Consider the following 24,923-nt stretch of genomic DNA (forward strand, 5'->3'; position numbering starts at 1 on the left):
GTGGACCCCCCGACATGAGTCGCCCGCGTTCGTTCCTCGCCGCCGAGTGGCGGGACCTGCTTATGCTCAACTACGAGATCGATCCCGCGGCGCTCGCCAGCCGAGTTCCGGCGGGGTGCGAGTTGGACGCCTGGCAAGGGCGCCATTTTGTCAGCGTGGTCGGCTTTCGCTTCCTGGAGACACGAGTACTTGGGATTGGCGTACCGCTCCATCGGAACTTCGACGAGGTCAACCTGCGGTTCTACGTGCGTTGTCAGGTCGGGGGCGAGTGGCGGCGGGGCGTTGTCTTCGTACGTGAAATCGTACCGCGTTTGGCGATCGCCCTCGTCGCCAACCGACTGTACTCGGAGAACTACATCGCGTTGCCAATGCGTAGTGAGGTAGTTGCCGCGGGACGTCTAGAGTACGCATGGAAACGCCGAGGCGATTGGGAGCGAGTCTCAGCAATGGTGGTCGGTCCGTTCTCGCCGCCGTCGGAGAGCTCCGAAGAGGCCTTCATCACCGAACATTATTGGGGCTACTCACGCCAACGTCACGGTGGAACGATCGAGTACGAAGTTGAGCATCCACCATGGAAGGTTGCGCGGGCCGCTGAGTCAAAGCTCGAAGCCGACATCGCCACGCTCTATGGACACGAGTTCAGAGAGGCATTGTCCGGCCCACCGAGCACTACCTTTGTCTCCGATGGTTCACAGGTGGTCGTTCGTCGCGGGAGGCGACTCGCATAGTCTGTAGGGTGCTTAGTCCGTAGGGTGCGAACCTGCAATCGCACGCCAAATTGCTTGGAGCCCCGAAGGGGCGGCGGACGATAGCCCAGGGCGCCGCGCTGGGATGAAGATCGCCCCCTTTCAATGAGCCCTGTAAGGGCGACGTAACGCGGTGGGTCGATCCGTCGCCCTTTCAGGGCTTGGGGAATGCGTTACCCCCAGCCACCCAGGGCGTTGCCCTGGGCTGTCGTCCGGCGCCCCGTTGGGGCTTTTTTGGTGCGAGGTTGATCGGGCGCGGTCCACCGGACGGCCGCTCAATCGTCGTCATCGTCATCGAACTCAACGACCATCTCCTCGCCATCGAACTCGACGACGTCGCCCCGTTGCAGCTGGCGGCGGCGGCGGGTTTCGACCTTGCCGTTGACGTGCACCTCGCCCCCCTGGATGACCTGCTTCGCCTGGCCGCCCGTTGAGACGAGGGCCTGCGCCTTAAGGAACTGGTCGAGGTGGATCGAGGTCTGGTGGTCGTGAGTCATCGGACGCGGGACGGGTAAGCCGGGGTGGGAGGGGCCCCTTCGCCAGGGGCGTTGGACCAGAAACTCGGCGGGGTGGGAGCCACGCCACGCCCACAAAAGATACGCTGAAAAAAGACCGCCGTGCGAACGCCGCGTCAAGATCGCGCCGCCCCCGCGTTCCATCGTCCCTGCGGATCGCCGCCGGGGCCCTCACCGATTGAGCCGCAGCGTTACTGCTCCCATTGGGGCCAGCTAGCCGATTGGGCGGGGGTCGTCGCTTGCGGCGGCGGGTTGCTGGCGGCGGGCCAGCCGTAGTCGCTCGCCGAGGGGGGCCTGTTGGCGGCGGGCTGGTTCGTCGCCGGCTGAGTGGCGGCGGGCCAACCAGTGGGCTGCGCGGGTTGGCCCCACGCAGGGGCCGGCTGAGGCGTCGTGGCGCCTGCGGTCGGCCAGCCGAAGGGGTTGGATTGCGGCGCGGCGGATGGAGCGGCGGCCTGGCCGTTGTGCAGCTCGCTGTTGAGGCGATCGAGGTACGGGCCGACCACCTGGTGCACCTCGGGCGGGAAGAGCGAGTTGGTCTCGTCCAGCAGCCGGGCGATGTAGTAGCCCGACCGCGAGTTGACGATCTGCTGCTTCTGGGTCGCGGGTAGGAGCGTCACCGCGAAGAAGGTCACGCCGACACACCACAAGACGCCGCGGGCGAAGCCGATGATGGCACCCATCTGGTGGTCGAAGCCTTCCATCTTGACGCTGTCGATCCCGTTGCGGATCACCCGGAAGATCGTCCAGACGGCGAACGAGCAGCCGGCGTAGATCAGCAGCATGGCGACAAATTTGTTCGCCGGCGGGTTGACGAAGGTGATATTTGGGGCGACCTGGTCGGCGAACCGCACGGCGACGAAGTAACTGGCGACGAACGACGCGACGTAGGCGATCTGCCACGCCATCCCCTTGAAGTAGCCGTACAAGGTGAGCCCGACCAGGATCGCGAGCATCAAGAGGTCGTACGTGGCCATCGGGGCGGGTGGCTGGAGGCTTCGGGGCGGTCAGGGGCGAGAGTCTACGGTTTCTCGGCCGAGCGACGAAGAGCGACTTGCAGAGCCGGCGATGCTGGCGCCGCCGGCGACTCGTGTTCCCTCCGGGTGGCCGTTTCCCTAAGCTCCGCTCGCCTCTAGCTGCCCCCCTACCCTGCCCGGGCAAACTGCCCTGCTCCGGCATTTCGCACGCCTCTAGCCACCCCCGACCCCCTTGGCCGGCTTCCGCACGCACGTCACGGTCTCGAGCGCCATCGGCGCCGGGTACGCCGTCGTCGCGTCCGGGATGGGATACAGCCTCTCGACGTCGCTCGTCGCGGGCGGGCTTTGCGGCGTCTCGGGGATGCTTCCCGACGTCGATAGCGACTCGGGCGTACCGCGCCGCGAGTCGCTCGGCTTCGCCGCGGCGATCGTCCCGATGCTGATGATCGACCGCTTCAAGCAGCTCGACTTGGGGCACGACCAGATGGTGCTCATCGGGGCGTCGCTCTACTTCGGGATCCGCTTCCTTGCCGCGAAGCTGATCGGTAAGTGGAGCGTCCACCGCGGCATGTGGCATAGCATCCCGGCGGTGCTGATCTTTGCGGGGCTGGCGTTCTTGATCAGCGGCTCGACCGAAATCATGGACCGCTACCTAAAGGCGGTCGCGGTCGGCCTCGGCGCGATGAGCCACCTCGTCCTCGACGAGATCTACAGCATCGACACACGCGGCGTGGTGCCGCGGTTCAAGAAATCGTTCGGCACCGCAATCAAGTTCTTCGGCAAGGATCGGTGGGCCAACTTCTCGGTCTACGCGAAGCTTGCCGTGGTGGCGGGGCTGATCTCGATCGAGCCGATGGTGATCAGCCGGCTGTCGGTGCGCAACCCCGAGCTGGCGGCCAAGCTGCAGAAGGCGGCCGACCGGGTCGACTCCCTGGAGGGACGGCTCGCCCAACGCACCGACGCCATCACGGGCCGCACGGCGTCGGGCGACGCCGAGCCGCAGCCGATTGCAGCGGCTCAACAGCAACCGGCCCAACAGCAACCGGCCCAACAGCGACCGACTCAACAGCAACCGGCCCAGCAGCAGTACGCTCCGCAGCAATACGCTCCGCCGATGTACTCACAGCAGCCGACGACGCCGCCGTCATGGTTCGCCCCGCCGGGGACCGGCGGAGGAGGCTTTGCCCCGAACCGGAGCGACGCGTCGCAGGAAGGCGGGCCGTTCACCCGCTGACGCTCACCGGCGATTCGACGACGATCGTCACCGGGCCCTCGTTGACCAGGGCGACCTGCATCTCGGTCCGGAAACGGCCCGTCGCGGTCGGCACGCCCGCCTCGCCCACCATCGCGACAAAGCGCTCGTAGAGGGCGTTAGCGGCCTCCGGCGCCGCGGCCCCGACGAAGCTGGGGCGCTTCCCCTTCCGGCAGTCGCCCAACAGCGTGAACTGGCTGACGACGAGCATCGCGCCGCCCGTGTCGAGCAGCGAGTGGTTCATCTTGCCGTCGTCGTCCTCGAAGATCCGCAGGCCCGTCAGCTTGTCGGCCATCCAGCGGGCCTCCCGCTCGGAATCCCCCGCGGCGACGCCGAGCAGGACCATCAGCCCGGGGCCGATCTGGCCGACAATCTCGCCGGCGACCGTGACGCTCGCCTCGCTGACGCGTTGGACAACGGCTTTCATGGGGTACGGCGGTGACGGGGGCGCCGGCTTTCAAGGAGGATGTCGGGGGTGGGGCTGGTTGCCGACCGCTTTGGCTACGATCCTTAGGGGGCTAGGGACAAACTTCAACCCTGGCGTGTCGCAGCCCTGTCGGCGCTGCGGTGGAATTGTCTCCCCCCTGCCCTGCTCTGGATCGCGCGTTGCACACCGTCTTGCTCGCCTATTACTGCGCCGCGATCGTGGCCGCCTCGGTCGCCGGGGGGCTGCTGCCCCGTTGGTTGCGGCTGTCGCACCGGCGGACCGAGATGATTGTCAGCTTCGTGGCCGGGACGATGCTGGGCGTCGCCCTGCTGCACCTGCTGCCGCACGCGCTGGCGTCGTCCGAGCCAAGCCCAGCGGCGACACTCGGCGTCTTTCGGTGGACGATCGGCGGCTTCCTGGCGATGTTCTTCATCGAGCGGTTCTTCTGCTTCCACCACCACGAGGCGGACGAGGACCCCGAGGCCCACACCGCGTGTGGCCACGACCATAGCCACAGCGAACACCTCCCGAAGCTCTCCTGGAGCGGCGCCACGATGGGGCTGACGCTTCATACGCTGCTGGCGGGCGTCGCGCTCGCGGCAAGCGTCCGGCACTCGCCCGACGGGGTCTGGCTGCCGGGGCTGGGGACCTTCGTCGCGATCGTGCTGCACAAGCCGCTCGACGCGATGACGATCGCCGTCTTGATGGGCCAGGGACGCTGGAGCACCGCGTGGCAGGCGCTGGTGAACGGTTTGTTCGCCCTGGCGGTGCCGGCGGGGGTGCTGCTGTACCTCGTCGGCTTCGCGCCGATGGGTGAAGCGGGCCCATCGGCGGGCGTCGCGGCGGGGGTCGCCTTCTCGGCCGGCGTGTTTCTCTGCGTCGCGATGAGCGACCTGCTGCCGGAGCTGCAGTTCCACGACCACGACCGGCTGGCCCTCTCCGGGGCGTTGCTCGCCGGTCTGGTGGTCGCCGAGGTCGCGCGACAGCTGGAAACGCATACCCACGCGGCGCCACCCAACGGGGCGATGACACAGCCAGCGGATCCGCAGGAGTCGGCCGATCCGGTCCCTGCCGGAATCGCCGTCCCGACGGGTTAGCCCGCCGAGCGGAACGCGTCGTACGACATGTAGCCGAGTATCGCCGCGCAGATGGCGAAGGCGATATCCATGACCTTATTCGCGCCACCGAACGGGATCCCTAACAACGGGTCCACGCCGAAGGCGAGCAGCAGAATCGCCGCTACGACCATGCCGAAGATCGACATTGCTTTGGCCATGTAGCAGCGGGGTCCGAGGGAGCGGTCGTTCGAGAAGCCCTCACGGGCGCCAAAAAGCCCAAGCGGGCAGTGGTCACTATAATTAACCGAGATTGCCCGTCACGGCCATCCTCCCCAGACCATCAGGTTTAGGGCATTTTCACCCCCGATCGGGGCGTCCGACACCGATTATTCGTGTTTTGACGGCCTCATCAACGAATTAGCGAAGTGTCGGGACGCCGCGTGAGCCTCTCCGGCGACTCGGACCGCATCCGCCGCCCATCGGCGGCCCATTGCGAGAGCTCGCCCACGGGAACACCCTGCTGGTACTGGCACGCCGCGGCCCGGACGCCGTTCTCGCGCCACCAGCTCCACGAGCCGGCAGCCAAGCCCTCCTCGTAGTCGCCTTGCAGGGCGAGCTGGCCATTCTCGTGCCACCAGCGGGCTTGGCCAATCGCCTGGCCAAGCCGGTACTCGGCCCGCAGCTTCGGCTGGCCGTTGGGCCACCACGCCTCGCGGAGGCCGTCGCGGAGCTCTTCACCGGTCGGTTCGTAGCGGGCTAGCTGCAACTTCCAGGGGTCGTCGGGCGCGGCCTGGCGTTGGAGGGCGCCGAGCCACTCCTCGCGGCACTTCAGCTGGCCCGACTCGTAGTGCTCGACGTGCTCTCGACGGGGGCGCCCCTCGACGAACTCTTGGACGATCTCGAGACCGCCTGTCGCGTCGCGCTCTTCGAGCGTCCCGGCTGGCAGGCCTTCGCTGTAGCGGGCCCGGCGGCGGATCGCGCCGTCGCTCCCCCAGAGGACCGCTTCGCCATGGCGCTGGCCGTGGTGAAACGCAACCTCGCTGACGAGCTTGCCGTCGGCGTCGAAGATCGACCAGACGCGTTCGAGGCGGCCGTCGCGGTAGGTCGCCTGCGACAGGAACGGTCCGGTGAAGCCCTGGAACACGTCCTCGCCGAGCGGCGCCACGTCGGCGGCGTCGGCCCAGCGCGTCCAGGCGCCGGTCGGCTTCCCCCAGGCGTAGCGGCCCTGGCCGACCAGCTCGCCCGCCGGGCCCCAGGCGCGCCAAACGCCGTGGTTGACGTAGTCCCCCTGCTCGTTCAGGCGGACCTCCCGCTGCACGCGGACGCGGCCCGTGTCGTCCCGTTCGTAGATCGTCTCGGCACGCGTCGAGTCAGCGGACAGTCCGGTCGGCCCAGCGATCTCCTCCGCCGGCGCGAGCGCCGCGGCAAAGAGGGCGAGCAGAGACCAGGCGACCAACTTCACGGCGGACATCAACGGTTGGCAGTAACGCGGGGGACCTCCCAACAAAGGGAACGTCATTCGGTTCATCGGCAGCCTTGCCCACCGGGGTTGTGGGCGACCGGTTCCACCGCGACGACCGACGCGACGGGGTCCCCTTCCCCAAGCGTCACAGACCGAACCCCCACAGGGCTCTCGGTGTTCCGACGCGGCGGGAGGGCGTAGAATGCGGGCCTCCCGCCTCACGCCCCCCTCCGCTTGGCCTCGTATGCCCTCGCCGCCTGTCGTTGGCGCCCCACTCCCCCGGCTTGCCCTCACGATGGGCGACCCCGCTGGGGTCGGTCCCGAGGTGATCGCGGCCGTCTGGGCCGACGAGCGCGTCTGGCACGCCTGCCGTCCCGTTGTGTATGGCGACCGCACCGTCCTTTCGAGGGCGGCGGCGCTACGCGGCCTGACGGCCGACACGGTGGCGGTCGCCAGCGCCGAGGAGGGTTTTGATACCGCCACCCCGCAGCATCTGGCTTGCGTCGAGGGGCCACCGCTCGACCAAGCGGCCCTCGAGCCGGGCGTCGTCACCGCCCAGACCGGCGAAGCGGCTTATCAGGCGATCGTTGCGGCGACCCGCCTCACCCTTGCCGGCGGCGCCGAGGGGATCGTCACCGCCCCGATCAGCAAGGCCGCCCTCCACGCCGCGGGACACGACTACCCGGGCCACACCGAGCTGCTCGCCGAACTGTGCGGCGTCAGCGAGTTCGCGATGATGCTCTACCTGCCGCCCGCGCTGGCGCCGCGGACGCGGGCCGGGCTGGGAGTGATCCATACAACGCTCCACACCTCGCTCCGCAACGCGATCGATTCGCTCTCGATCGAGGGAATCGTCGAGAAGTGCCTGCTCGCCCACGACGCCGCGACCGCCTACGGCGCCGACGAGCCGCGGATCGGCGTCGCCGCGCTCAATCCGCACGCCGGCGAGGGAGGCCTCTTCGGCGACGAAGAGATCCGGCTGATCGCCCCCGCCGTCGACGCCGCGCGGGCGCGGGGCGTTAGCGCCACCGGTCCGCATCCGGTCGATACGCTGATGGGCCGCGCCGTCGCAGGCGAGTTCGACGCGGTTGTCGCCATGTACCACGACCAGGGCCATATCGCCCTCAAGCTGCTCGGCATGCACGGCGCGGTGAACATCACGCTCGGCCTGCCGATCGTCCGCACGAGCGTCGCCCACGGCACCGCCCCCGACAAAGCATGGAAAGGCGTTGCCGAGACAGGCGGCATGATCGCCGCGATCGAGGCGGCCGCTTCGCTGGCCGCCCGCCGGCAATCCTCCGACGACTGACGTCGCCGGCTCGCAAAGCGTCTCAATCCGCAATCCGAAGTCCTCAATCCGCATTCGAAGCCAGTGTCCTTGCTCCTTGATTCACTGCAAGAATCCGACGGCGTGATGTACCTGCTCCGCCACGGAGCGACGCCCCCCAACTTGGTCGAGCCGCCCGTCATGCAGGGGGACGGCGTCGACGAGCCCCTGGCGCCGATCGGCCGCGACCAAGCGACCCGCGTCGCCGCGGCGCTCGCCGACCGGCCGATCCGGGCGATCTACGCCAGCCCGATGCTCCGTGCGATGGAGACCGCCAGCCTTGTCGCCGAGCGGCACGGCCTGCCCGTCGAGCCGATCGACTCGATCCGCGAGGTGAAGGTCGGCATCTGGGAAGGTAGCAACTGGCCCGAGGTCGAACGCAACTACCCGGCCGAGTACCGGGCCTTCCGCGACGACCCGGGAAAGAACGGCTATCCGGGCGGCGAGACGCTGCAGCAACTTCTCGACCGCGTCACGGCGGCCTTCGGCGAGCTGATGGGGCGGCACGCCGGCGAAGAAATCGTTGTCGCCGCCCACAGCGTGGTGAACCGGGTTTACGTCGGCTCGCTGCTCGACATCTCGCTGGCGAAGGGCTACTTCATTCCACAGGCCAACTGCTGTGTGAACATCGTCCGCTGGCGCGACGGCAAGGCGAAGCTCTTGACGTTCAACGCGATCGGGCACCTGCAATGACGCCCCGCCACGCCGCGAGGCGTACCGGCAGGACGACGCCGCTGCTCGTCGGCGGGCTTGTGATCGGCGCGGCCGCGATGCTCGGTTGGCTCGCGATGCAGCGGCCTAACGATCCCGCCGAACTCGTCGTCTATTGCGCGGCGGGCGCCCGACCGGCGGTCGAAGCGATTGCCCAGAGCTACCATGGCGAGACCGGCGTCCACGTCACTTTGCAGTTCGGGCCGAGTGGCGGGCTCGAGACGCAAATCCGCCTCAGCGATCGTGGCGATCTCTTTCTACCGGCTGCCGAGTCTCCCTACCTCGATCGGACTCGGGCCGACGGGACGGTTAGCACGGTCACGCCGCTCGCCCAGCAGCGTCTCGTCATCGGCTTGGCGCCGCGGTCGGCCGCGAAAATCGGGAGCCTCGCCGAGTTGATCGACTCGGGCCTGGCCTACGGCCTTTGTAACGAGCAGGCTGCCGCCGGCTACTACGCCCGGCGGTCGCTGGAGCCGCTCGGGCTCTGGAAGGCGACCGCCGAGGCGTCGACCGCGACGCTGCCGACCGTGACCGAACTCGCCGAGGCGGTCCGCTATGGCGGGCGGCTCGAGGCGGCGATCGTTTGGGACGCCACGGCCATTGAGTTCGGCTTACGCTCGATCGACGTTCCCGAGCTCAGCGGCGCCATCGCTAAGATCTCGGTCGGGGTGCTCCGCTCGGCCCGGGATCGCGTCGCCGCAGAAAGATTTGTCGCTTACCTGGCGGCGATCGACCGGGGGCAAGCAACCTTCATCGCGCACCACTACGCCGGCGTCGGCGGCTTGGCGTGGCGTGACCCCGCCGAGTGACATCCTTCCAACGACTTGCGGCTCAAATGTCTTGCGGCGTGGGCCGCCGGCAGCGACGATCGGACCCTATGATCGAGGTGCGTCAACTCAACGTCGTCAGCGGCGCCTTTCGGCTCGTCGATGTCTCGCTTCAACTCGAGCCGCGGGAGTCGGTCGTGTTGATGGGGCCCAACGGCGCCGGCAAGACGACGCTGCTGGAGGCGATATGCGGTCTTCGTCGGATCACCGCCGGCTCGATCCACCTGAACGACCGCGACGTCACCCTCGAGCCCCCGGCGGCGCGGGCGATTGGCTACGTGCCACAGGACGTCGCCCTGTTCACCACGATGAGCGTCCGCGACAACCTGGCGTACGGCCTCAAGGTGCGGCGGGTCGCCGAAGACACGCTGAACGAGCGGGTGCGCGAGGTGGCTCAGGCGCTGCGGATCGTCGGGCTGCTTGAGCGATCGCCGTCGCGTCTCAGCGGCGGCGAAGCGCGGCGGGTGGCGATCGGCCGGGCGATCGCCTTTGAGCCGGAGGTGGTCCTCCTCGACGAGCCGCTGGCCGGCCTCGACGAAGCGACGCGCGACGAAGTCTGCATCGCCCTCGAAGCCATGCGGCAAGCGACCGGCGCAGCCGTCTTGCACGTCACCCACGAGCCCCGCGACGCCGAGCGGCTCGCCGACCGCGTCCTCCGACTCGAGTCGGGACAGGTCCGCCACGACGAGCGATTCGTCGCGTCCGGTGCTGCGGGCTCAGACCGCCAGCCGCGACTGGCCAAGCACCCGCGTTAGCACCAGCACCGCCGCCGCCAGGGCGATCATCAGCACGCTAACCGCCAGCGCGCCCTCCAGATTGCCCGCTTGCAATTCGAGATAGACCGACGTCGGCAGCACCTCGGTGCGCATCCGCGTCGCACTGGCGAAGACCAGCACGGGGCCGAACTCGCCGATCGAGCGCGCCCAACTCACGGTCGCCGCCGCCACCAAGCCGGGACGCGCCTGTGGCAGCATGACGGTCCAGAACGCCGTTGCGCGGCTGGCGCCGAGTGTTAGAGCCACCTGCTCCTGCCGGACGCCGATCTGCTCGAAGGTCGCCCGCAAGGTCCGCACCGCCAGCGCGCATGCCACGACGAACTGGGCGAGCACCACCGCCGGGATCTCGTAGACCACGTGCTCGCTGATCCACGAGAACGGGGCGTGACGGAACAGCACGAGTAAGCTGACGCCGACCACGAGTGGCGGCAGCACGATCGGCACGTCGAGCAAGGCGTCGACCGCGGCGTAGGCGGCGGCGCGGGCTCGCGGGCGCGTCGATTCCCTGCCTTCCTGCCCGCGCGAGAGAAGGTAGGCGATCGGCGTCGCGACAACCACGCTCAACGCCGCCGAGGCGGTCGCCGACGCGAGGCTAAGGGCCGTGGCGTAGCGGATCTCCGGCGACCGGATTGCGGCCGACAAGCTCGCCACGTTCGTCGACGCAAGATCGGCTACCACCATCAGTGCGATCAGCACGACATACGCACCGCCAAGGATCGCCATCGCCAAGAGGAAACTCCGATCGCGCGATCGATGCGGCGGAGCGGGGGCGTCGACGGGCATCGGCGGCGATTTCCCGCAGTAAGGCGTCTGGCGAAACGCCCACAGTGACCGCCCGGCAAGACGGCTGCAAGGGCCATCGCAAGGGACGCCCTGTCCGACCCGCGTCAACCGTTCGCGGCGTCATCGACGGTCGGAATCGTCAGTGGCAGCACTACCGTAAAGTCCGAGCCATGCCCCAGCCGGCTCTGGCAGCCGATCTCGCCGCCGTGCGCCGCGACAATCGACTGACAGATGCTGAGGCCCAGCCCCGTCCCCCGGGTGTCGTCTCGTTGGCGGGCCCGGTCGGCCCGGAAGAAGCGTTCGAAGACGCGCCGCTGATCCTCGGGGGAAATCCCCACGCCGTTGTCGGTGACCTTCAGCCGCGCCGACGTGTTGGAACTCGTCAGCGACAACGTGACGCGTCCCCCCTCGGGCGTGTACTTGATCGCATTGTCGAGCAGGTTGGTGATCACTTGGCTCAGGTGGCGACGGATCCCGAGGACCACGATGCCAGGTCCAATCGATGAATCAAGGCGGATGTGCCGCGACTCGGCGACCCCGGCGAACATCTCCACCGACCGGGTCGCGGCCGCACTCAGGGCGACCCGTTCGAGGGGCGATTTCTCGAGCGAGACCGGCGCCTCCGACAGCAGCAGCAATTGATTGACGAGCACCTCAAGCGACTCCGACTCGTCAAGGACCTGCTCCAGCAGATCGCGGTACCCCTGCTCCGACCGATCCTTATCGAGGGCGACCTCGACCGAGCTGCGTATCGCCGCGATGGGGGTGCGGAGCTCGTGAGCGGCGTCGGCGAGGAACGAACGGCGTTCTTCGATGAACTCCGCAATCCGATCGAGCAAGCGGTTGATCGTGTCGGCGAGGCGGTCGAACTCGTCGTCCACGCCCCGGTAAGGCAGCCGCTCGTCGAGCTTCGCCGGACGCAACAGCGACGCCTTGGCGGTCATCGCCTCGAGGTCGCGCGTGGCGATGCCGGCGAGCCAGTACCCACACAGCGGTGAGATGATCAGCATCAGCAGCACCGCCACGGCGACGAGGCGGTCGATCTGCTCAAGGTCGCTGTTGAGAAACGCGAGCGACGATCCCAACTGCACCGAGGCGATCCCTAGCGGGTTGGACGGGGCCGGGGCGCGGAGCGTCCTTTCGTCGCCGATCGAGCGGGGCTGGGCGTCGCTAGTGTCCGGCGCCGGCGGCGTCGACCCGGCCGCCTGACTGCTCCAGACCTCGCCGCCTTGCCCATCCAACAGCCGGGCGAACCACTTGTGCTGGCGGTGCCCGGACGCTTTGCGGGCCAACTCGTCGGCGATCGCGTCGAGCCCCTCGGGCGAAAGCTCGGTGACCACCAGGGTCACTTCCGCGACGTCCTCTTGCAGGACGCGATCAACCTCGTGCAGCAACGTCCAATGCAGCGCCTGCCGCAGCCCCAACAGCGCCGCGGTCGCCGCGATCGCCACCACGAGGGTATTGAGCGCGGCGATGCGAAACCGCACCGAGCGGAACAGCGAAATGGGACGTTTTCGTGGCACTAGCCTGCTGTTTCTCCGGCGTCGTCCATGGCGTCACTTTCCGCCTTATCCACTCGTTCGTCGGCGGCCCGCAGAACGTAACCCCGCCCTCGGACGGTGTGCAACAGCGGCGGGGTGAAGCCGCGATCGATTTTCCCCCGCAGCCGCGAGACGTGCACGTCGACGACGTTGGTGACGCCCTCCCAGTCGGCGTCCCAGAGGTGTTCGCACAGCATCTTGCGCGTGATGACCTGGCCGGCGTGACGCATCAGAAACTCGAGCAGACTGAACTCCGTGGGGGTCAGGTCGATCTCTTTCCCTTCACGGGTGACGCGTCGCACCGCGAGATCGAGTGACAACGCCCCGACGCGGTAGTCCTTCGACGGCGATTCGGCGGTGCGGCGCGCGAGGGCCTGCAGCCGCGCTAGCAGCTCGGCAAAAGCGAACGGCTTGACGAGGTAATCGTCGGCCCCTTGCTGCAGACCGCCGACGCGGTCATCGACCGATCCGAGCGCCGACAAGATCAGCACGGGGGTCCGCACCCCCTGCCGGCGCATCGCGGTGAGGACCTGCATCCCCGGCAGGTCGGGCAAGAGGAGGTCGAGGATAACGACGTCGGCCTGCTGCGAGAGCGCCGCTTCGAGCCCGTCGGCGCCGTTGCGGCGCCAGTCGCACTCGTTGCCGGCTTCGACAAGGCCCTGCTGGATGGCGCTTCCGAGCGTCGCGTCGTCTTCGATTAGGAGCAGTCGCATAGCGTTAAGCCCGCAGACGACGAGGTGGTCTCCGGGAAGTCTCCACGACAAACCGAGGCGATGGAGGTTCCGTCAGAGCGGTGTATTTACCGAAGTTACCACCCTGACGCGGCGTCGTTGAGGCCGTTCGCTTGCCTTACCGAATTGTAATCCCATTGCCGGTCCGCACCTGTCGATAACGACGTAGAATCGCCGCGTCAGGGCGGAGCGGACTCCCTTTGAACCACTGCAGCAGTCGAAACAGACCTCTTGTCGTCCGCCGACGAGGTCGCCCCGCACGCTGCCCCACGAAGTTCGTTGTGAAGACCGCCCCTCTCGGTAACTCCCCTGCCTCGGTTGGTATGGCCGCAACTCGCGACTCGATCGAGGCGACGATCGAGCATCTGGCGCACCTGCTGCCGTCGCAGGGCCCGATCACCGTCTTCGTGCACCACAACACGCTGCACGCCTTAGAGAATCTCCCTTTCAGCGAGGCGGTGTTCGTCGGCGCCGACCTCTACGACTGTCACCCGTTCTTGCCCGAGGACGCTTACCGCCGCGAGTTCGAGCGCGGCCGGATCACCGCCGACGACCTCGAACGCGAGCTTCATGCGTCGTTCGACCAGGAGGGCGACACCTTGATCGCTTGTCTCGGCACGCGGCACGATCTGTGGATGAGCATGCTGGCGCATCCCCTGCGTGAGGGCCGGCCGGCTGAAGTCCGCTGGTTCATCGAAGAGACCGAGGCGCTGTACCGCTTCCGCGCCGAGGCCGCCGTGAGCGACCGGGGGCACTGCATCGCCGACGCCCGGCGTTGGCTGGTGCGAGATTTCGTCAATGGCGACGCCGCCAACCACCCGATGTCCGCCGCGATCCAGTCGGCGATCGAGGGGATCGGTTCCGGAAAGTTCGAGACCTGGACCGCCGAAGACTGGGAGGCCTTTACGCTCCACCTGTTATGGGCCACCTGCCGGCACGGCGCTGAGCTGTCCGAGCTGCCTGCCGAGGGTGCGGACGGTCGGCGTCGCGATCCGTCCGCAGCGGCCGCCGACGAACTCGTTGATTCGGTCCTCATCCGCTTCTGCTCCGCCTTCCTCGATCAGGGATACGCCAACTGGGACTTGCCGCAACGCGTCGCGGGGCTCTTCGAATCGTTCCGGACGTCGTTTCTCTACGCCCGCCCGGTCGAACGCTGGCTCCATCCGCTGCCGGGCCTCGTCGCCGAAGAGGCGTCGCCGACCGGATCGATTCGCCGATCGCTCGCGGCGCTCGGGGTCCCGGCTGCGGAGCAAGAGGCCTTCCTCCAGGCGGAGTTGCTCAAACTACGCGGCTGGGCGGGGATGATCTGGCAGATGGAGACCAACGCCGAGTGGACCGCCCGGCCCGCGCCGCGGGGGTCGCTAGTCGAATACGTTGCGGTCCGGCTGCTATTGCTCCGGCTCGCCCGAGAAGCGACCGAGTCCGAGCGAGCGCCCGCCCTACAGCCGATGGCTCGGGACGACTCGCCACGGACGAACCTGGCGTTCCAAGCGTTCCAAATCGCTCAGATACGCGGCTGGTCGCCCGTCGAACTGCTGCGGCTCACGCCGGTCGAGTGGCGTCTGCTGATGAGCGAAATCGCGGCCTTCCCAAGCCGGCGGCGTCGGCAGTTCTATCACGAGGCGTACGAACGCCACTACCGCGAGGCCGCCCTCAAGGCGCTGCGACGGTCATGCCTCGCGTCCGAACGGGCCGGCATGCAGAAGCCGCCCGCGTACCAGACGGTCTTTTGTATCGACGACCGTGAGGAGTCGTTCCGACGCCACCTCGAAGAGGTCGACCCCGAGGGCGAGACGCTCGGTTCGGCTGGCTTTTTTGGCGTCGCCATGTACTACCGCGGGCTGGGTGAGTCGCAGTTCCGGCCGCTCTGCCCCGTGAACGTCAAGCCACAGCACGACGTCATCGAGGCCCCCGCCTACTCGGCCGCTGCCTCGAACCGGCGCCGGGCGACCGCCCGCAAGGCGATGGGACAGACCGCCTATAGGGTCACCCAGGGCTCGCGCTCGTTCCTCGGTGGGATGCTGACCGCGGTGGCGGGTGCCGTCGCGGCAGCGCCGCTGGTCTTCTGCGTGCTCTTCCCCCGCATGGCCGCCCGGCTGCGCCACCGTGTCGGCCAGATCGTCACGATCAAGCAGACCGAAATCTGCATCGAGGCGGGCGAAGCCGGCTCGGGGCTGCGGGGCTACACGATTCCGCAAATGGCCGACATCGTCAACGGCTTGCTCGTCTCCTCGGGGCTGGGGGGCCGGCTGTCCGACCTCGTGGTGATTTTTGGTCACGGCTCGTCGAGCCTCAACAACCCCCACGCCGCGGCGTACGACTGCGGGGCGTGCGGCGGCGGTCGCGGCGGTCCAAACGCCCGGGCGTTTGCCCAGATGGCGAACGACGCCCGCGTCCGGGCCGAACTCGCCCAGCGAGGGGTCCAAATCCCGCCCACGTGCTCGTTTGTCGGCGCCTACCACAACACCTGCAACGACAGCGTCGAGTACTACGACCTCGACAACCTACCTGCTGTTAAGAGGCCCCTGCTAGAGCGGCTCATGGCCTCCGTCGAGGTTGCTCGCCGACGCGACGCCCACGAGCGCTGCCGGCGTTTCGAATCGGCCGACCTCTCGCTGACGGCAGACGCCGCTCTGAAGCATGTCGAAGGACGTTCCGAAGACCTTTCGCAGGTGCGGTCGGAGTGTGGCCACGCCACCAACGCCATGTGCCTCGTCGGACGCCGCAACTGGAGCCGCGGGCTGTACCTCGACCGTCGCGCGTTCCTCACCTCGTACGACCCACGTCTCGACGATGAGAACCACTCCGTGCTAGCCCGCATTCTCGGGGCGGTGATCCCCGTCTGCGGCGGCATCAACCTCGAGTACTACTTTTCGCGGGTCGACAACAAGGGCTACGGCTGCGGCACCAAGCTGCCGCACAACGTGACGTCGCTGCTCGGGGTGATGGACGGCGCCGGCAGCGACCTGCGGACCGGCCTGCCGTGGCAGATGGTCGAGATCCACGAGCCCATCCGACTGCTCTTCGTCATCGAGACGATGCCTCAAGCGATGCTGAAGATCATGGACGACTCGCCAGCCATCCACCAACTGGTCACCGGCAACTGGGTGCAGGTGGCGACCATCGAACCCGCGACCGGCCAGATCCAGGTCTTCCGTAACGGCCGCTTCGAGCCCTTCGACGGCGCCCCCGCTGACCTGCCGGTTGTGGCGGACTCGACCTCCTGGTGGCGCGGTCAACGCGACCATCTCGGTTTCGCCCTGGTGGAAACCGACCGTCGGCCGCGTGTCGTGGCGGGAGCCGTCCGATGACCTCCGACCAACTCGCCTCTTGGCTAGCGTCAATCTCGATCGCCGCCCCCGCGCTGCTCGCCACTGTCTTCTGTGTCTCGTCCCTCGTTTCGACTCGATTGAGCGAACGGACCACCGCACGCCTGACCGAACTCTGTGTCGTCACAGGCCTTGTCACGGCGTTCGGCGTGCTTGTGATCATGCTGTGGACCGGCAGTCGCCACGTCGTGGTCGAACTCGGCAACTGGGCCGCTGTCCACGACGCGATCGAGCACGACGACTACCACTTCCATTTCAAGTTCGTTTTCGATCGGCTCTCGGTGCCGTTTGTCTTGCTGACCTACGTGCTGGTCGGAACGGTCGGCGCCTTCGGCAGCCGCTACCTGCACCGGGAACGGGGGTTCCACCGTTTCTTCGCCCAGTACGGTCTGTTCTTGCTCGGCATGGTGATGGCGGCGCTCGCCGGCACCGTGGAGACGCTGTTCTTCGGCTGGGAGTTGGTGGGCCTCTCGTCGGCGCTGTTGGTGGGCTACTTCCACGACCGCCCCGCCCCGGTCCGGAACGCCCAACGGGTTTGGTCGGTCTACCGGTTCGCCGATGCGGCGTTCCTAGTCGCGGCCGTGGCGATGCACCAATGCGCCGGCGGCGGCGACTTTTCCGCGATGATGGGCGAAGGGGCGTGGCCCTACGGCCACGCGTCGATCGAGCCGGGCGCCGCCCTGGCGATTGGCCTGCTGCTACTGACCGCTGCGGCGGGCAAGTCGGGCCTGCTACCCTTCTCCGAATGGGTCCCCCGCGCCATGGAGGGGCCAACCCCCTCCAGCGCCATTTTCTACGGCGCGCTGTCGGTCCACTTGGGGGCTTACCTCCTGTTGCGGGTCAGCCCGTTGCTTGAGTCGTCGCATCTGCTGCAAGTCGCCGTCGTGACGCTCGGGCTCGCCTCGGCGGTGTACGGCGCGGTTGTCGCCCGTGCCCAAACCGATATCAAGACCGCGATCGCCTTCGCCTCGGTGACGCAAGTCGGGCTCATCACCGCAGAGATCGGCCTCGGGCTCCGCTACCTGGCGCTCGTCCACCTGGTGGGACACGCCTGCCTGCGGACCCTGCAATTGCTGCGGGCGCCAAGTCTGCTAGACGACCGTCGCACGATCGAGGACGCGCTCGGCGGCCGGCTCGTCAACCAGGTCGACGCCACCGAGCTCTCTCCATTCCGCCGCTGGCTCTACCGCTTCTCGCTCAACCGCGGCAGCCTCGACGCCTGGATCGATCGCTTGGTGGTCAATCCTTTTATATCGCTCTTCGCCACCGCCCGTGACGCGGAAGAGCGCTGGCTCGACTGCTTGCGCCGCGACACCCCTCCGAAGCCAGCCGCCCCCGTTCCCACGACGCCGGTAGCGGAGGCCGAAGTCGCATGAACGAGCTCCATCTTCCCCTGATCGAGATTGCGGTCTTCGCGCCCCTCCTCGGTGCGCTGCTGGCCCGCCAAGCGGGCCCTGATACGGCGCGGCGGTGCGCCCTGATCGCTTCGGGCGCCGCTCTGGGCTGTTCGGTAGCCGTCTGGATCGATCTCGCCCTGGTGCACGCCTTCGAGGCGCACGACCGCTGGGCGCTACTCAGTTGGCTGCCGGGAGGCGACCCCTTCGTGATTGACGAGGTCAGCGCGCCCTTGCTGCCGCTGGCGGCGCTGCAGTTCTTGCTCACGTTCGTCGCGACGTTGCGGGCGAGTGCGGCGCGCTTCTCGTTTGCCCTGTCGCTTATTGGCGAGTCACTTGTGCTCGCGACGCTCGCGACGAAGTCGCCCTGGTTGATCACCGCGCTGATGGCCGCCGCGGCCGTTCCGGTGGCTATCCAGCTCAAACGGCGTGGGGCGTCGACCCGCGTCTTCACTCTCCACATGACGTTGTTCATCGCTCTGCTGACGGCTGGCGTCGCCTTGAAAGAGTGGGGGGGGGCCGAAGGGACCGCCGCCGTTGCCGGGACGGTGGCGATCGCCCTGGCGGTGCTGATCCGCTGCGCCGCGACGCCGTTCCACCTCTGGCTGGTCGACCTGTTCGACCGGGTTAGCTTCGGCGCCGCGATCCTGTTCGTTACACCGATGACCGGCGCCTATGTCGCGCTGCGGTTGCTTCTTCCCGACGCCCCCGAGGCGGTGCTGCGGGGCGTCGCGGTCGTGTCGCTCGTCACTGCCGTCTACGCCGCGGCGATGGCCCTCGTACAGCGCGACGCCCGCCGGGTCTTTGCTTACCTCCTGCTGAGTCACGCGTCGCTCGTGCTGGTGGGGCTAGAGATCGCGACGCTCCTGGGACTAACCGGCGCACTATGTGTCTGGCTGTCGGTCGGCTTGGCGATGACCGGCTTTGGCCTCACACTCCGCTGCGTTGAAACCCGCGTCGGCCGCATCGACGTCGATCGCTTCAATGGGTTGCACGACGCGTCGCCGACCCTGGCGGGCCTCTTCCTGCTCACGGGCCTGGCGAGCATCGGCTTCCCCGGCACGGTCGGCTTCATCGCGGTCGAGCTCCTCGTTGAGGGCGCGGTGCAATCGGCGCCCGTCATCGGCGTCGTCGTGCTGATCGCGACCGCCCTGAACGGCGTCGCCGTGCTGCGGGCCTACTTCCGTATCTTCACCGGCTGCGAGCACGCCAGCACAATCGATCTGGGGATCCGGCCCTCCGAGCGTATCGCTGTGCTCGTGCTCTCTGTCTTAATTCTCGGCGGCGGGCTCTGGCCCCAGCCCGGGGTCGCATCGCGCCGTCACGCGGCGGCAGAGCTCCTCCGTCAGCGCGCCGCTGTCTCGGCGGCGCCCCTCGCCAACTCGCCACCCTCCCCCTCCCCCCTCGACCCAACGCTTAGGTCCGCCTTCGCAGCCAACGATCATGAGTAACCCGGCGGCGCCCCGCACCACGACCAACGAACCCGCCCCCGTCGGCAACGCCGAGGGGTTCACACGCTATCTCCGCCACGACTTGCTCTCCGGCTTCCTGGTCTTCTTGATCGCGTTGCCACTCTGCCTAGGCATCTCGTTGGCGTCGGGTTATCCGGCGTTGGCGGGCATCTTTACGGCGATCATCGGCGCGCTAGTGACGACGTTCATCAGCAACTCGGAATTGACGATCAAAGGGCCGGCCGCCGGCCTGATCGTGATCGCGATCGGGTGTATCAACGACTTCGGCGGCGACGGCGTCATTGGCGGATTCACCGACATCGACCACTCCGCTTACCAGGCCGCCCTGGCGGTCGGCGTCGCGGCCGCGGTGCTGCAGATCTGCTTCGCGATCTTCCGGGCGGGCATCCTCGGCGAATTCTTCCCCACCGCCGCCGTGCACGGCATGCTAGCCGCGATCGGCGTGATCATCATGATCAAGCAGATCCCGACCGCCCTGGGCGTCACCGCCAAGGGGGAGCCGCTCGAAATGCTCAAACAGATCCCGCACTACGTCGCCGAGGCAAACCCCGCGATCGCGGCCATCGGCCTGGTGAGTATTGGGATCATGTTCCTCTGGCCGGTGCTGAAGAAGCGTGTCCCCGCGCTCAATGCGATCCCGGCGCCGATCGTCGTGCTGCTGGTGTCGGTCGCCATGGGCATGGGGTTCGACCTGCTCCACGAGCATTCCTACACGCTCAGCAACCACAAGTACCAGCTCGGTGAGCAGTACCTCGTCAATATGCCGGACAAGGTGTTCGGAATGTTTGACCAGATCACTTACCCCGACTTCGGCGCCCTGACGTATCCCAAGGCGTGGAAGTGGATCTTCATGTTCTTTGCAATCGGGAGCCTCGAGTCGCTGCTCAGTTCCAAAGCAGTCGACTTGCTCGACCCCTGGAAGCGCAAGACCGATATGAACCGTGACATGCTCGCCGTGGGCGTCGCGAACCTGGCGGCCGCCGGCGTCGGCGGCCTGCCGATGATCTCCGAGATCGTCCGCAGCAAGGCGAACATCGACAACGGCGCCCGCACCCGCTTCGCCGACCTCTGGCACGGCGTCTTTCTCTTGCTGTGCGTCGCGTTGATCCCGACGATCCTCCACCGGATCCCGCTCGCGGCGCTCGCGGCGATGCTGGTCTATACCGGCTTCCGATTGGCGCACCCCAACGAGTTCGTCAACGCCTACCGCATCGGCAAAGAACAGCTCGTCATCTTCGTCACGACGATCGTCGCCGTGCTGGCGACCGACCTGCTGATGGGCATCGGCATCGGCATCCTGACCAAGATGGTGATCCACCTCGCCAACGGCGTTCCCCTCTCGACGATGTTCAAACCCTTCATCGAAGTCGAGGAAGTCGACGCCAACGCCAGCATGATCATCGCGCGCGGCTCGGCCGTGTTCAGCAACTGGATCCCCTTCCGCCGCCAGATCGAGCAGATCGGCCTCATCCAACGCCGCAACATCATCATCGACGTCTCTCACGCTAAGCTGGTGGACCACAGCGTGATGGAGAAGCTTGAGCAAATGCAGGCCGACTTTGTGCAAGAAGGCCTCGGCTTCGAGGTTCGTGGTCTCGACACGCTGCAGCCCTACACCAGCGACCCGTACGCGGCCCGCAAACGAGCGTGGTACAACGCGTCGAAGCTCTGTGTGCTTGCCGACACCGAAGTAGCCGAGCGACTGCGGGACGACATCGTCAGCCTCGTCGCCACGAGCAGCGGCGACGCCACCACGTTCTTCACGCCCAGTTGGGACCAGTCGCACAGCGGCGTCCGGATCGAGGTGATCGGGCCGCGGGCGCTATGCGACGCAGTCGCCGAGTTAATCCGCTCCGAGGCGTCGCTCGACATGGCGCCGGTGGCCTGGGTCGAGCCCGTCGAATCGATGCGACTCACCCCCTCCCGGAGCGGTCACCGCGAGGCCGACCTCTCCCTGACCAAGCACTAATCAACGGCTCGGTGAACTTCTGCGTCCGGCGGCGGCTTCTTCGATCACGCCATCGACCGTTTTCGCATAGGCGTCGAGGCTGAAGCGTTCGAGGGCGTCGTCCCGTCCCGCTGCGGCGAGACGTCCACCGAGCCCGGGCTCTTCAAGCACCCGCCGCACCGCGCAGGCGAGCGCGTCGGCGTCGCCCGGGGTCGTCAACAGGGCGTTCGCGCCATCGCGGACGATCTCCAGAGCCCCCCCTGCCGCGGCGGCGATCACCGGTCTGCCGGCCAGCATCCCTTCGACGATTACGCGACCGAACGGCTCGGGCTGGGTCGAGCAGTGGACGATCACGTCGCAGGCTCGCATGAGCCGTGCGATGTCGCTGCGGTGGCCGAGCCAATGGACCCGCCCCCGGAGCGAGCTTCGCAACGACATCTCCCGCAACTCGGCCGCGTAACGCCGGTCCTCGTCGGTAAACAGCGCGTCGCCTACGACGATCAGATGCGCCCGGTCGACACCGGGCCGCTGCAGAGCTTCGAGGAGGACCCGCTGCCCCTTCCACTCGGCGAGGCGACCGAAGACGCCAATCAGGGGCGCGTCGGCCGGCGTCGATAAGTCGCAACGCACCGCAGCGACTCCGCCGTCATCGACCGCCAAGAAAGGAGCGGGGTCGATGCCATTGTGGGCGATGATCGTTGGCCGCTTGCCGCCGGCGCGCCGGTACGCGTCGGCGGTCGCTTGTGAGTTGGCGATCACAGTGTTGGCGAAGGCGTTCATCGCCGCCACGACGACCCGGCGGTTACTTGGGCTGAAGTGGCTTGAATCGACGATATCGTGAAGATGCGCCACCATCGGCCTGCCCGCCCGCCACGCGGCGGCGCCGCCGAGGACCAAGGCCTTGAGAGTGTTGGCGTAAACGACGTCGTACGGCCGGGCCACACGGGCGATCCGATGAATGACCCCCAGCGACCGCGGCAGCGCGAGCAGCTTGCGAGCCATTCCGGCTTGTTTGGTGACTCCCGCCCCGAACGGGACGACCTTCACGTCGATTCCTAATTCGCGCAAGGCGTCGCCGAAGGCGCCGTCCTGCAGCAGCAGCACCCCCTCCTCGGTCCACCCCGCAATGACGCGGCAGCGGACAAGGTCGAGCAACGAGAGCTCCGCGCCACCGAGCTCGCCGGTCTGGTCGATGAACAGCACACGTGGTGGGGCGGCTTTAGCCATGTGAGGCAATGGCCTCCTCGTAGACGGCGAGCACCCGCTCCGCAACCTGCGGCCAGTCGAATCGCCGGCGGGCGTAAGCCGCGCACTCCTGCGAGGTGGGGACCCGCAGCTGGCCGTCGAGCGCCGCCGTAAGGCCCGCCGCGATTTCCTCGCCACCCGAACCGGCGAGGACGAGATCGGGGCTCAGCTCATGGACCACCTCGGGCATGCCGCCGACCGGCGTCACCAGCGCCGGCGTCCCAGCGGCGAGGGACTCGGCGATGATCAGACCGAACCCTTCGAGCGACTGCGACGGCACGATCGAGAGATCGGCGGCGCGGTACGCCAGCGGGAGTTGCTCGTCGGGAACGAAGCCCAACAGCTCGACAGCCGGGCCGAGCCGCTTCGCACGGATCGTCTCTTGAAGTTCCGGAGTAAGCGGCCCCTTCCCCGCAATCACTAAGCGAACCTCGGGATGGGCCACACGGACGGTCTCCATCGCCTCGACCAACCGCTCCAACCCCATGCGGTGCACCAACCGGCGGACGCACAGCACTGTCGGGCGGTCTTGTGGCCAGCCGAGCGCCGACCGTGCTTCACGCCGCGTGAGCGCCAGATCGAAGCGATCGACATCGACCCCACCAGGAATCACCCGAGTCCGCTGCGCATCGACGCGGTAATCCTTTACCAGCACGTCGGCGAACGCTTGCGAGAGCGTGATGAAGCGGTTGGCGCTGGCGTAGACGCTCTTCTCCAGGCGACGTTTCAGGGCGACGACCATCCGACCGGCCCCCTCGGCACGCGACTCGGCCGCCCATGGGCCGTGGAAGTGGACGACATGCGGCATCCGATGCAGTCGCCGGAGGAGAGGATAGGCATAGAGGGCGAAATGCGAAGTGGCGCAGTCCGGCGCGGGGCAGATCGCGTCCCAGCCTTGTTGTAGGGCTCGGTATCGCCGCCACAACGGTGCGTCGGGCGACGACACCCGTCGCACGCCAAGACTGAGCGCCGGGGCCTCACCCTCGTCCCCCATCACTAGCCAGTGTTGGTCGATGCCCCTCGCCGACAGGGCCCGCGCTAAGCCCTCGGCGTATCGATTGGCGCCCCCCATCCGGGCAGGCGACAGCCACTCGGCGCCGATCTGCACGAGTCGAAGCGGACGCGTTAGTTGGTGCGGCGTTGCCTCAGGAGGGGGCGCCATCGCGCCTCCCGACGGTAGTTGTTCCACGTTGCTCTTCGAGCACGCTGTTGAAGACCCGCAGGTAGCGCGGCTTGATCCGTTCCCAGGAAAGCTCTCGCGCCGCGGACAGCGCGCTATGGCTCATCTGGCGGAGCGCTTCGGGTTCGTCAAGTAGCCGATTCATCGCGGACGCAAGCGCCGCCTCGTCATGCGGATCGTCGATAACGACGCCGGCCTCTCCCGCCGCAACCGCCGAAGCGGCGCCGACCGTCAAAGCGGTCACCACCGGAACTCCCGCCGCCATCGCCTCCGTCACGACGAGTCCGAAGGGCTCGTAGTGGGAGAGCAGAGCAAAAACGTCCGCCCCGGCATACAGCCGACGCAAGTCGTCACGCATCCCGAGCAGCCGCACGCGGCCCCCGAGGCCGGCCGACTCGATCGCCCGGGGGTAAGGCCCCCCCTCGTAGCCGCCGGCGGCGACGAGGACGACCCGTTCTGGCAGCCGCGGCAAGGCGCGGAGCAGCACGTCGAGGTTCTTGCGAGGGGTGCGCAAGTCGCCTGCGAACAAGATGATGAAATCGTCCTCGGCGACGCCAAGAAGCCGCCGCGCCGCCTGCCGATCTCCGGAGGTCGGGTTCGATTCCGGCAGATCGACCCCGTTCTCAACCACATCGATTCGCGTCGCTGTCAGGCCAACGGCTTCCTGTAGCTGCCGTTTGACCAGTTCCGAGACGGCGACTACGCGTCCGGCCCGCCGGTAGGCGTCGCGTTCCCACCGCCTCGACTGTTGTGAGTACACGTACTGATACCACCGCCACCACGGTCCGCTCTTCGTTGCCGACCGCAACGGGTGCTCAGGCGAGTCGATCCACGCCGCGTGGACGAAGTGACAGAGATTCACGTCCGCCGAGCAGAAAAGCATCCCGCCGTTGGCGACGACGAGATCGACCTCCTTGAGCGAACGCCGGACCACGCCGGTGGCGCGCCGTCCGAACGAGAGGTCCTTGAGCAACCGCGTCGGCGAGGATTGGCTCGGCGTTACCGGGCGGCACTCGACTCCCGGTCGGCCGGCGAGCTCCGTCGGGAAGTCATCGCCAATCAGAGTCACCGCGCCGCCGGCGTCGAGGACGGCGTCCGCGACGTGCCGGTTGACGCATCCCTGTCCATTGGTGGGGGCGAACGTGTGGTTGACCAACGCGATACGCATCAAGCAGAACTCATTGGCCGGCAGCGAGCAGGTATGCCAACGGTATTGCCGTCGGCA

At 67.6% G+C, this 24,923-nt stretch carries 22 protein-coding genes; 11 read left to right on the forward strand and 11 right to left on the reverse strand.

Going from position 1 to position 24,923, the window contains the following annotated elements; all coding sequences use genetic code 11:
- Positions 1–14: 14 nt before the first annotated feature.
- Positions 15–728 (forward strand): YqjF family protein, encoded by a 714-nt coding sequence (locus Pla108_RS10245; protein WP_146444831.1) that lies wholly within the window; start codon positions 15–17, stop codon positions 726–728.
- Between the two features lie 293 nt (positions 729–1,021).
- On the opposite strand, the gene Pla108_RS10250 is transcribed toward Pla108_RS10245, so the two are convergent.
- Positions 1,022–1,243: an RNA-binding S4 domain-containing protein gene (locus Pla108_RS10250; RefSeq protein WP_146444832.1), complete on the reverse strand. Its 222-nt coding sequence runs from the start codon at positions 1,241–1,243 to the stop codon at positions 1,022–1,024.
- Between the two features lie 209 nt (positions 1,244–1,452).
- Positions 1,453–2,235, reverse strand: coding sequence for a CvpA family protein (locus Pla108_RS10255; protein WP_146444833.1), 783 nt, complete (start codon positions 2,233–2,235; stop codon positions 1,453–1,455).
- A 232-nt stretch (positions 2,236–2,467) separates the two neighbouring features.
- On the opposite strand from Pla108_RS10255, the gene Pla108_RS10260 reads away from it, so the two are divergent.
- Complete coding sequence (locus tag Pla108_RS10260; protein ID WP_146444834.1) at positions 2,468–3,469, forward strand: metal-dependent hydrolase; 1,002 nt, start codon at positions 2,468–2,470, stop codon at positions 3,467–3,469.
- On the opposite strand, the gene dtd is transcribed toward Pla108_RS10260, so the two are convergent.
- The gene (gene dtd / locus Pla108_RS10265) at positions 3,459–3,914 is read right to left on the reverse strand and encodes a D-aminoacyl-tRNA deacylase (RefSeq protein ID WP_146444835.1); all 456 of its coding nucleotides are present in this window, start codon (positions 3,912–3,914) and stop codon (positions 3,459–3,461) included. The two genes, Pla108_RS10260 and dtd, sit on opposite strands and share 11 nt — an antisense overlap.
- Before the next feature lie 179 nt (positions 3,915–4,093).
- On the opposite strand from dtd, the gene Pla108_RS10270 reads away from it, so the two are divergent.
- The gene (locus tag Pla108_RS10270; RefSeq protein ID WP_197526457.1) at positions 4,094–5,011 is read left to right on the forward strand and encodes a ZIP family metal transporter; all 918 of its coding nucleotides are present in this window, start codon (positions 4,094–4,096) and stop codon (positions 5,009–5,011) included.
- Here the strand turns inward: Pla108_RS10270 and Pla108_RS10275 are convergent.
- Both Pla108_RS10275 and Pla108_RS10280 read right to left on the reverse strand, forming a co-directional pair.
- A complete protein-coding gene (locus Pla108_RS10275) occupies positions 5,008–5,190 on the reverse strand; it encodes a hypothetical protein (RefSeq protein WP_146444837.1) in 183 nt (60 codons plus the stop codon). The two genes, Pla108_RS10270 and Pla108_RS10275, sit on opposite strands and share 4 nt — an antisense overlap.
- A 191-nt stretch (positions 5,191–5,381) precedes the next feature.
- Entirely contained in the window at positions 5,382–6,491 is a 1,110-nt protein-coding gene (locus Pla108_RS10280; protein ID WP_197526458.1) for a toxin-antitoxin system YwqK family antitoxin, read from the reverse strand.
- A gap of 187 nt (positions 6,492–6,678) precedes the next feature.
- On the opposite strand from Pla108_RS10280, the gene pdxA reads away from it, so the two are divergent.
- The 4 genes from pdxA to Pla108_RS10300 all read left to right on the forward strand — a co-directional run bounded on the left by pdxA (position 6,679) and on the right by Pla108_RS10300 (position 10,054).
- On the forward strand, positions 6,679–7,743 hold the full coding sequence (pdxA, locus tag Pla108_RS10285) for a 4-hydroxythreonine-4-phosphate dehydrogenase PdxA (protein WP_146444839.1): 1,065 nt from the start codon (positions 6,679–6,681) through the stop codon (positions 7,741–7,743).
- Positions 7,744–7,812: 69 nt separating this feature from the next.
- The gene (locus Pla108_RS10290) at positions 7,813–8,454 is read left to right on the forward strand and encodes a histidine phosphatase family protein (protein WP_197526459.1); all 642 of its coding nucleotides are present in this window, start codon (positions 7,813–7,815) and stop codon (positions 8,452–8,454) included.
- The gene (locus Pla108_RS10295) at positions 8,451–9,281 is read left to right on the forward strand and encodes a substrate-binding domain-containing protein (RefSeq protein ID WP_146444841.1); all 831 of its coding nucleotides are present in this window, start codon (positions 8,451–8,453) and stop codon (positions 9,279–9,281) included. Before Pla108_RS10290 ends, Pla108_RS10295 begins: the two co-directional genes overlap by 4 nt.
- Before the next feature lie 68 nt (positions 9,282–9,349).
- Positions 9,350–10,054, forward strand: a complete 705-nt coding sequence (locus Pla108_RS10300; RefSeq protein WP_146444842.1) for an ABC transporter ATP-binding protein — start codon at positions 9,350–9,352, stop codon at positions 10,052–10,054.
- Here Pla108_RS10300 and Pla108_RS10305 read toward each other — a convergent pair.
- The 3 genes from Pla108_RS10305 to Pla108_RS10315 all read right to left on the reverse strand — a co-directional run bounded on the left by Pla108_RS10305 (position 10,016) and on the right by Pla108_RS10315 (position 13,112).
- The gene (locus tag Pla108_RS10305; RefSeq protein ID WP_197526460.1) at positions 10,016–10,858 is read right to left on the reverse strand and encodes an ABC transporter permease; all 843 of its coding nucleotides are present in this window, start codon (positions 10,856–10,858) and stop codon (positions 10,016–10,018) included. The two genes, Pla108_RS10300 and Pla108_RS10305, sit on opposite strands and share 39 nt — an antisense overlap.
- A gap of 104 nt (positions 10,859–10,962) precedes the next feature.
- Positions 10,963–12,381, reverse strand: a complete 1,419-nt coding sequence (locus tag Pla108_RS10310; RefSeq protein ID WP_146444843.1) for a sensor histidine kinase — start codon at positions 12,379–12,381, stop codon at positions 10,963–10,965.
- Positions 12,381–13,112, reverse strand: coding sequence for a winged helix-turn-helix domain-containing protein (locus Pla108_RS10315; protein ID WP_146444844.1), 732 nt, complete (start codon positions 13,110–13,112; stop codon positions 12,381–12,383). The genes Pla108_RS10310 and Pla108_RS10315 overlap by 1 nt, the downstream gene beginning before the upstream one ends.
- Before the next feature lie 299 nt (positions 13,113–13,411).
- Between Pla108_RS10315 and Pla108_RS10320 the strand changes: the two genes are divergently transcribed.
- The 4 genes from Pla108_RS10320 to Pla108_RS10335 are packed head-to-tail and all read left to right on the forward strand — an operon-like array spanning position 13,412 to position 21,294.
- Positions 13,412–16,441, forward strand: coding sequence for a DUF2309 domain-containing protein (locus Pla108_RS10320; RefSeq protein ID WP_197526461.1), 3,030 nt, complete (start codon positions 13,412–13,414; stop codon positions 16,439–16,441).
- Positions 16,438–17,835, forward strand: a complete 1,398-nt coding sequence (locus tag Pla108_RS10325; RefSeq protein WP_146444846.1) for a proton-conducting transporter transmembrane domain-containing protein — start codon at positions 16,438–16,440, stop codon at positions 17,833–17,835. Before Pla108_RS10320 ends, Pla108_RS10325 begins: the two co-directional genes overlap by 4 nt.
- Positions 17,832–19,304 carry a proton-conducting transporter transmembrane domain-containing protein gene (locus Pla108_RS10330; protein ID WP_146444847.1) on the forward strand — a complete coding sequence of 491 codons (1,473 nt, stop codon included), beginning with the start codon at positions 17,832–17,834 and terminating at the stop codon, positions 19,302–19,304. Before Pla108_RS10325 ends, Pla108_RS10330 begins: the two co-directional genes overlap by 4 nt.
- Complete coding sequence (locus Pla108_RS10335; protein ID WP_231934415.1) at positions 19,297–21,294, forward strand: SulP family inorganic anion transporter; 1,998 nt, start codon at positions 19,297–19,299, stop codon at positions 21,292–21,294. Before Pla108_RS10330 ends, Pla108_RS10335 begins: the two co-directional genes overlap by 8 nt.
- Here Pla108_RS10335 and Pla108_RS10340 read toward each other — a convergent pair whose 3' ends face one another.
- The 3 genes from Pla108_RS10340 to Pla108_RS10350 are packed head-to-tail and all read right to left on the reverse strand — an operon-like array spanning position 21,295 to position 24,866.
- On the reverse strand, positions 21,295–22,500 hold the full coding sequence (locus Pla108_RS10340; RefSeq protein WP_146444849.1) for a glycosyltransferase family 4 protein: 1,206 nt from the start codon (positions 22,498–22,500) through the stop codon (positions 21,295–21,297). It lies immediately after the preceding gene.
- On the reverse strand, positions 22,493–23,680 hold the full coding sequence (locus Pla108_RS10345; RefSeq protein ID WP_146444850.1) for a glycosyltransferase family 4 protein: 1,188 nt from the start codon (positions 23,678–23,680) through the stop codon (positions 22,493–22,495). The genes Pla108_RS10340 and Pla108_RS10345 overlap by 8 nt, the downstream gene beginning before the upstream one ends.
- Positions 23,664–24,866 (reverse strand): glycosyltransferase family 4 protein, encoded by a 1,203-nt coding sequence (locus Pla108_RS10350; protein ID WP_146444851.1) that lies wholly within the window; start codon positions 24,864–24,866, stop codon positions 23,664–23,666. The genes Pla108_RS10345 and Pla108_RS10350 overlap by 17 nt, the downstream gene beginning before the upstream one ends.
- Positions 24,867–24,923 lie beyond the last annotated feature (57 nt).

It is taken from the genome of Botrimarina colliarenosi, from assembly GCF_007859955.1.
GTDB lineage: Bacteria > Planctomycetota > Planctomycetia > Pirellulales > Lacipirellulaceae > Botrimarina > Botrimarina colliarenosi.

Excerpts from the sequence above, each read along its gene's own strand:
- Pla108_RS10245 (WP_146444831.1), top strand. The coding sequence starts at position 15 with ATGAGTCGCCCGCGTTCGTTCCTCGCCGCCGAGTGGCGGGACCTGCTT.
- Pla108_RS10250 (WP_146444832.1), bottom strand. The coding sequence starts at position 1,243 with ATGACTCACGACCACCAGACCTCGATCCACCTCGACCAGTTCCTTAAG.
- Pla108_RS10255 (WP_146444833.1), bottom strand. The coding sequence starts at position 2,235 with ATGGCCACGTACGACCTCTTGATGCTCGCGATCCTGGTCGGGCTCACC.
- dtd (WP_146444835.1), bottom strand. The coding sequence starts at position 3,914 with ATGAAAGCCGTTGTCCAACGCGTCAGCGAGGCGAGCGTCACGGTCGCC.
- Pla108_RS10275 (WP_146444837.1), bottom strand. The coding sequence starts at position 5,190 with ATGGCCAAAGCAATGTCGATCTTCGGCATGGTCGTAGCGGCGATTCTG.
- Pla108_RS10280 (WP_197526458.1), bottom strand. The coding sequence starts at position 6,491 with ATGACGTTCCCTTTGTTGGGAGGTCCCCCGCGTTACTGCCAACCGTTG.
- pdxA (WP_146444839.1), top strand. The coding sequence starts at position 6,679 with ATGCCCTCGCCGCCTGTCGTTGGCGCCCCACTCCCCCGGCTTGCCCTC.
- Pla108_RS10295 (WP_146444841.1), top strand. The coding sequence starts at position 8,451 with ATGACGCCCCGCCACGCCGCGAGGCGTACCGGCAGGACGACGCCGCTG.
- Pla108_RS10300 (WP_146444842.1), top strand. The coding sequence starts at position 9,350 with ATGATCGAGGTGCGTCAACTCAACGTCGTCAGCGGCGCCTTTCGGCTC.
- Pla108_RS10305 (WP_197526460.1), bottom strand. The coding sequence starts at position 10,858 with ATGCCCGTCGACGCCCCCGCTCCGCCGCATCGATCGCGCGATCGGAGT.
- Pla108_RS10315 (WP_146444844.1), bottom strand. The coding sequence starts at position 13,112 with ATGCGACTGCTCCTAATCGAAGACGACGCGACGCTCGGAAGCGCCATC.
- Pla108_RS10325 (WP_146444846.1), top strand. The coding sequence starts at position 16,438 with ATGACCTCCGACCAACTCGCCTCTTGGCTAGCGTCAATCTCGATCGCC.
- Pla108_RS10330 (WP_146444847.1), top strand. The coding sequence starts at position 17,832 with ATGAACGAGCTCCATCTTCCCCTGATCGAGATTGCGGTCTTCGCGCCC.
- Pla108_RS10335 (WP_231934415.1), top strand. The coding sequence starts at position 19,297 with ATGAGTAACCCGGCGGCGCCCCGCACCACGACCAACGAACCCGCCCCC.
- Pla108_RS10340 (WP_146444849.1), bottom strand. The coding sequence starts at position 22,500 with ATGGCTAAAGCCGCCCCACCACGTGTGCTGTTCATCGACCAGACCGGC.
- Pla108_RS10345 (WP_146444850.1), bottom strand. The coding sequence starts at position 23,680 with ATGGCGCCCCCTCCTGAGGCAACGCCGCACCAACTAACGCGTCCGCTT.
- Pla108_RS10350 (WP_146444851.1), bottom strand. The coding sequence starts at position 24,866 with ATGCGTATCGCGTTGGTCAACCACACGTTCGCCCCCACCAATGGACAG.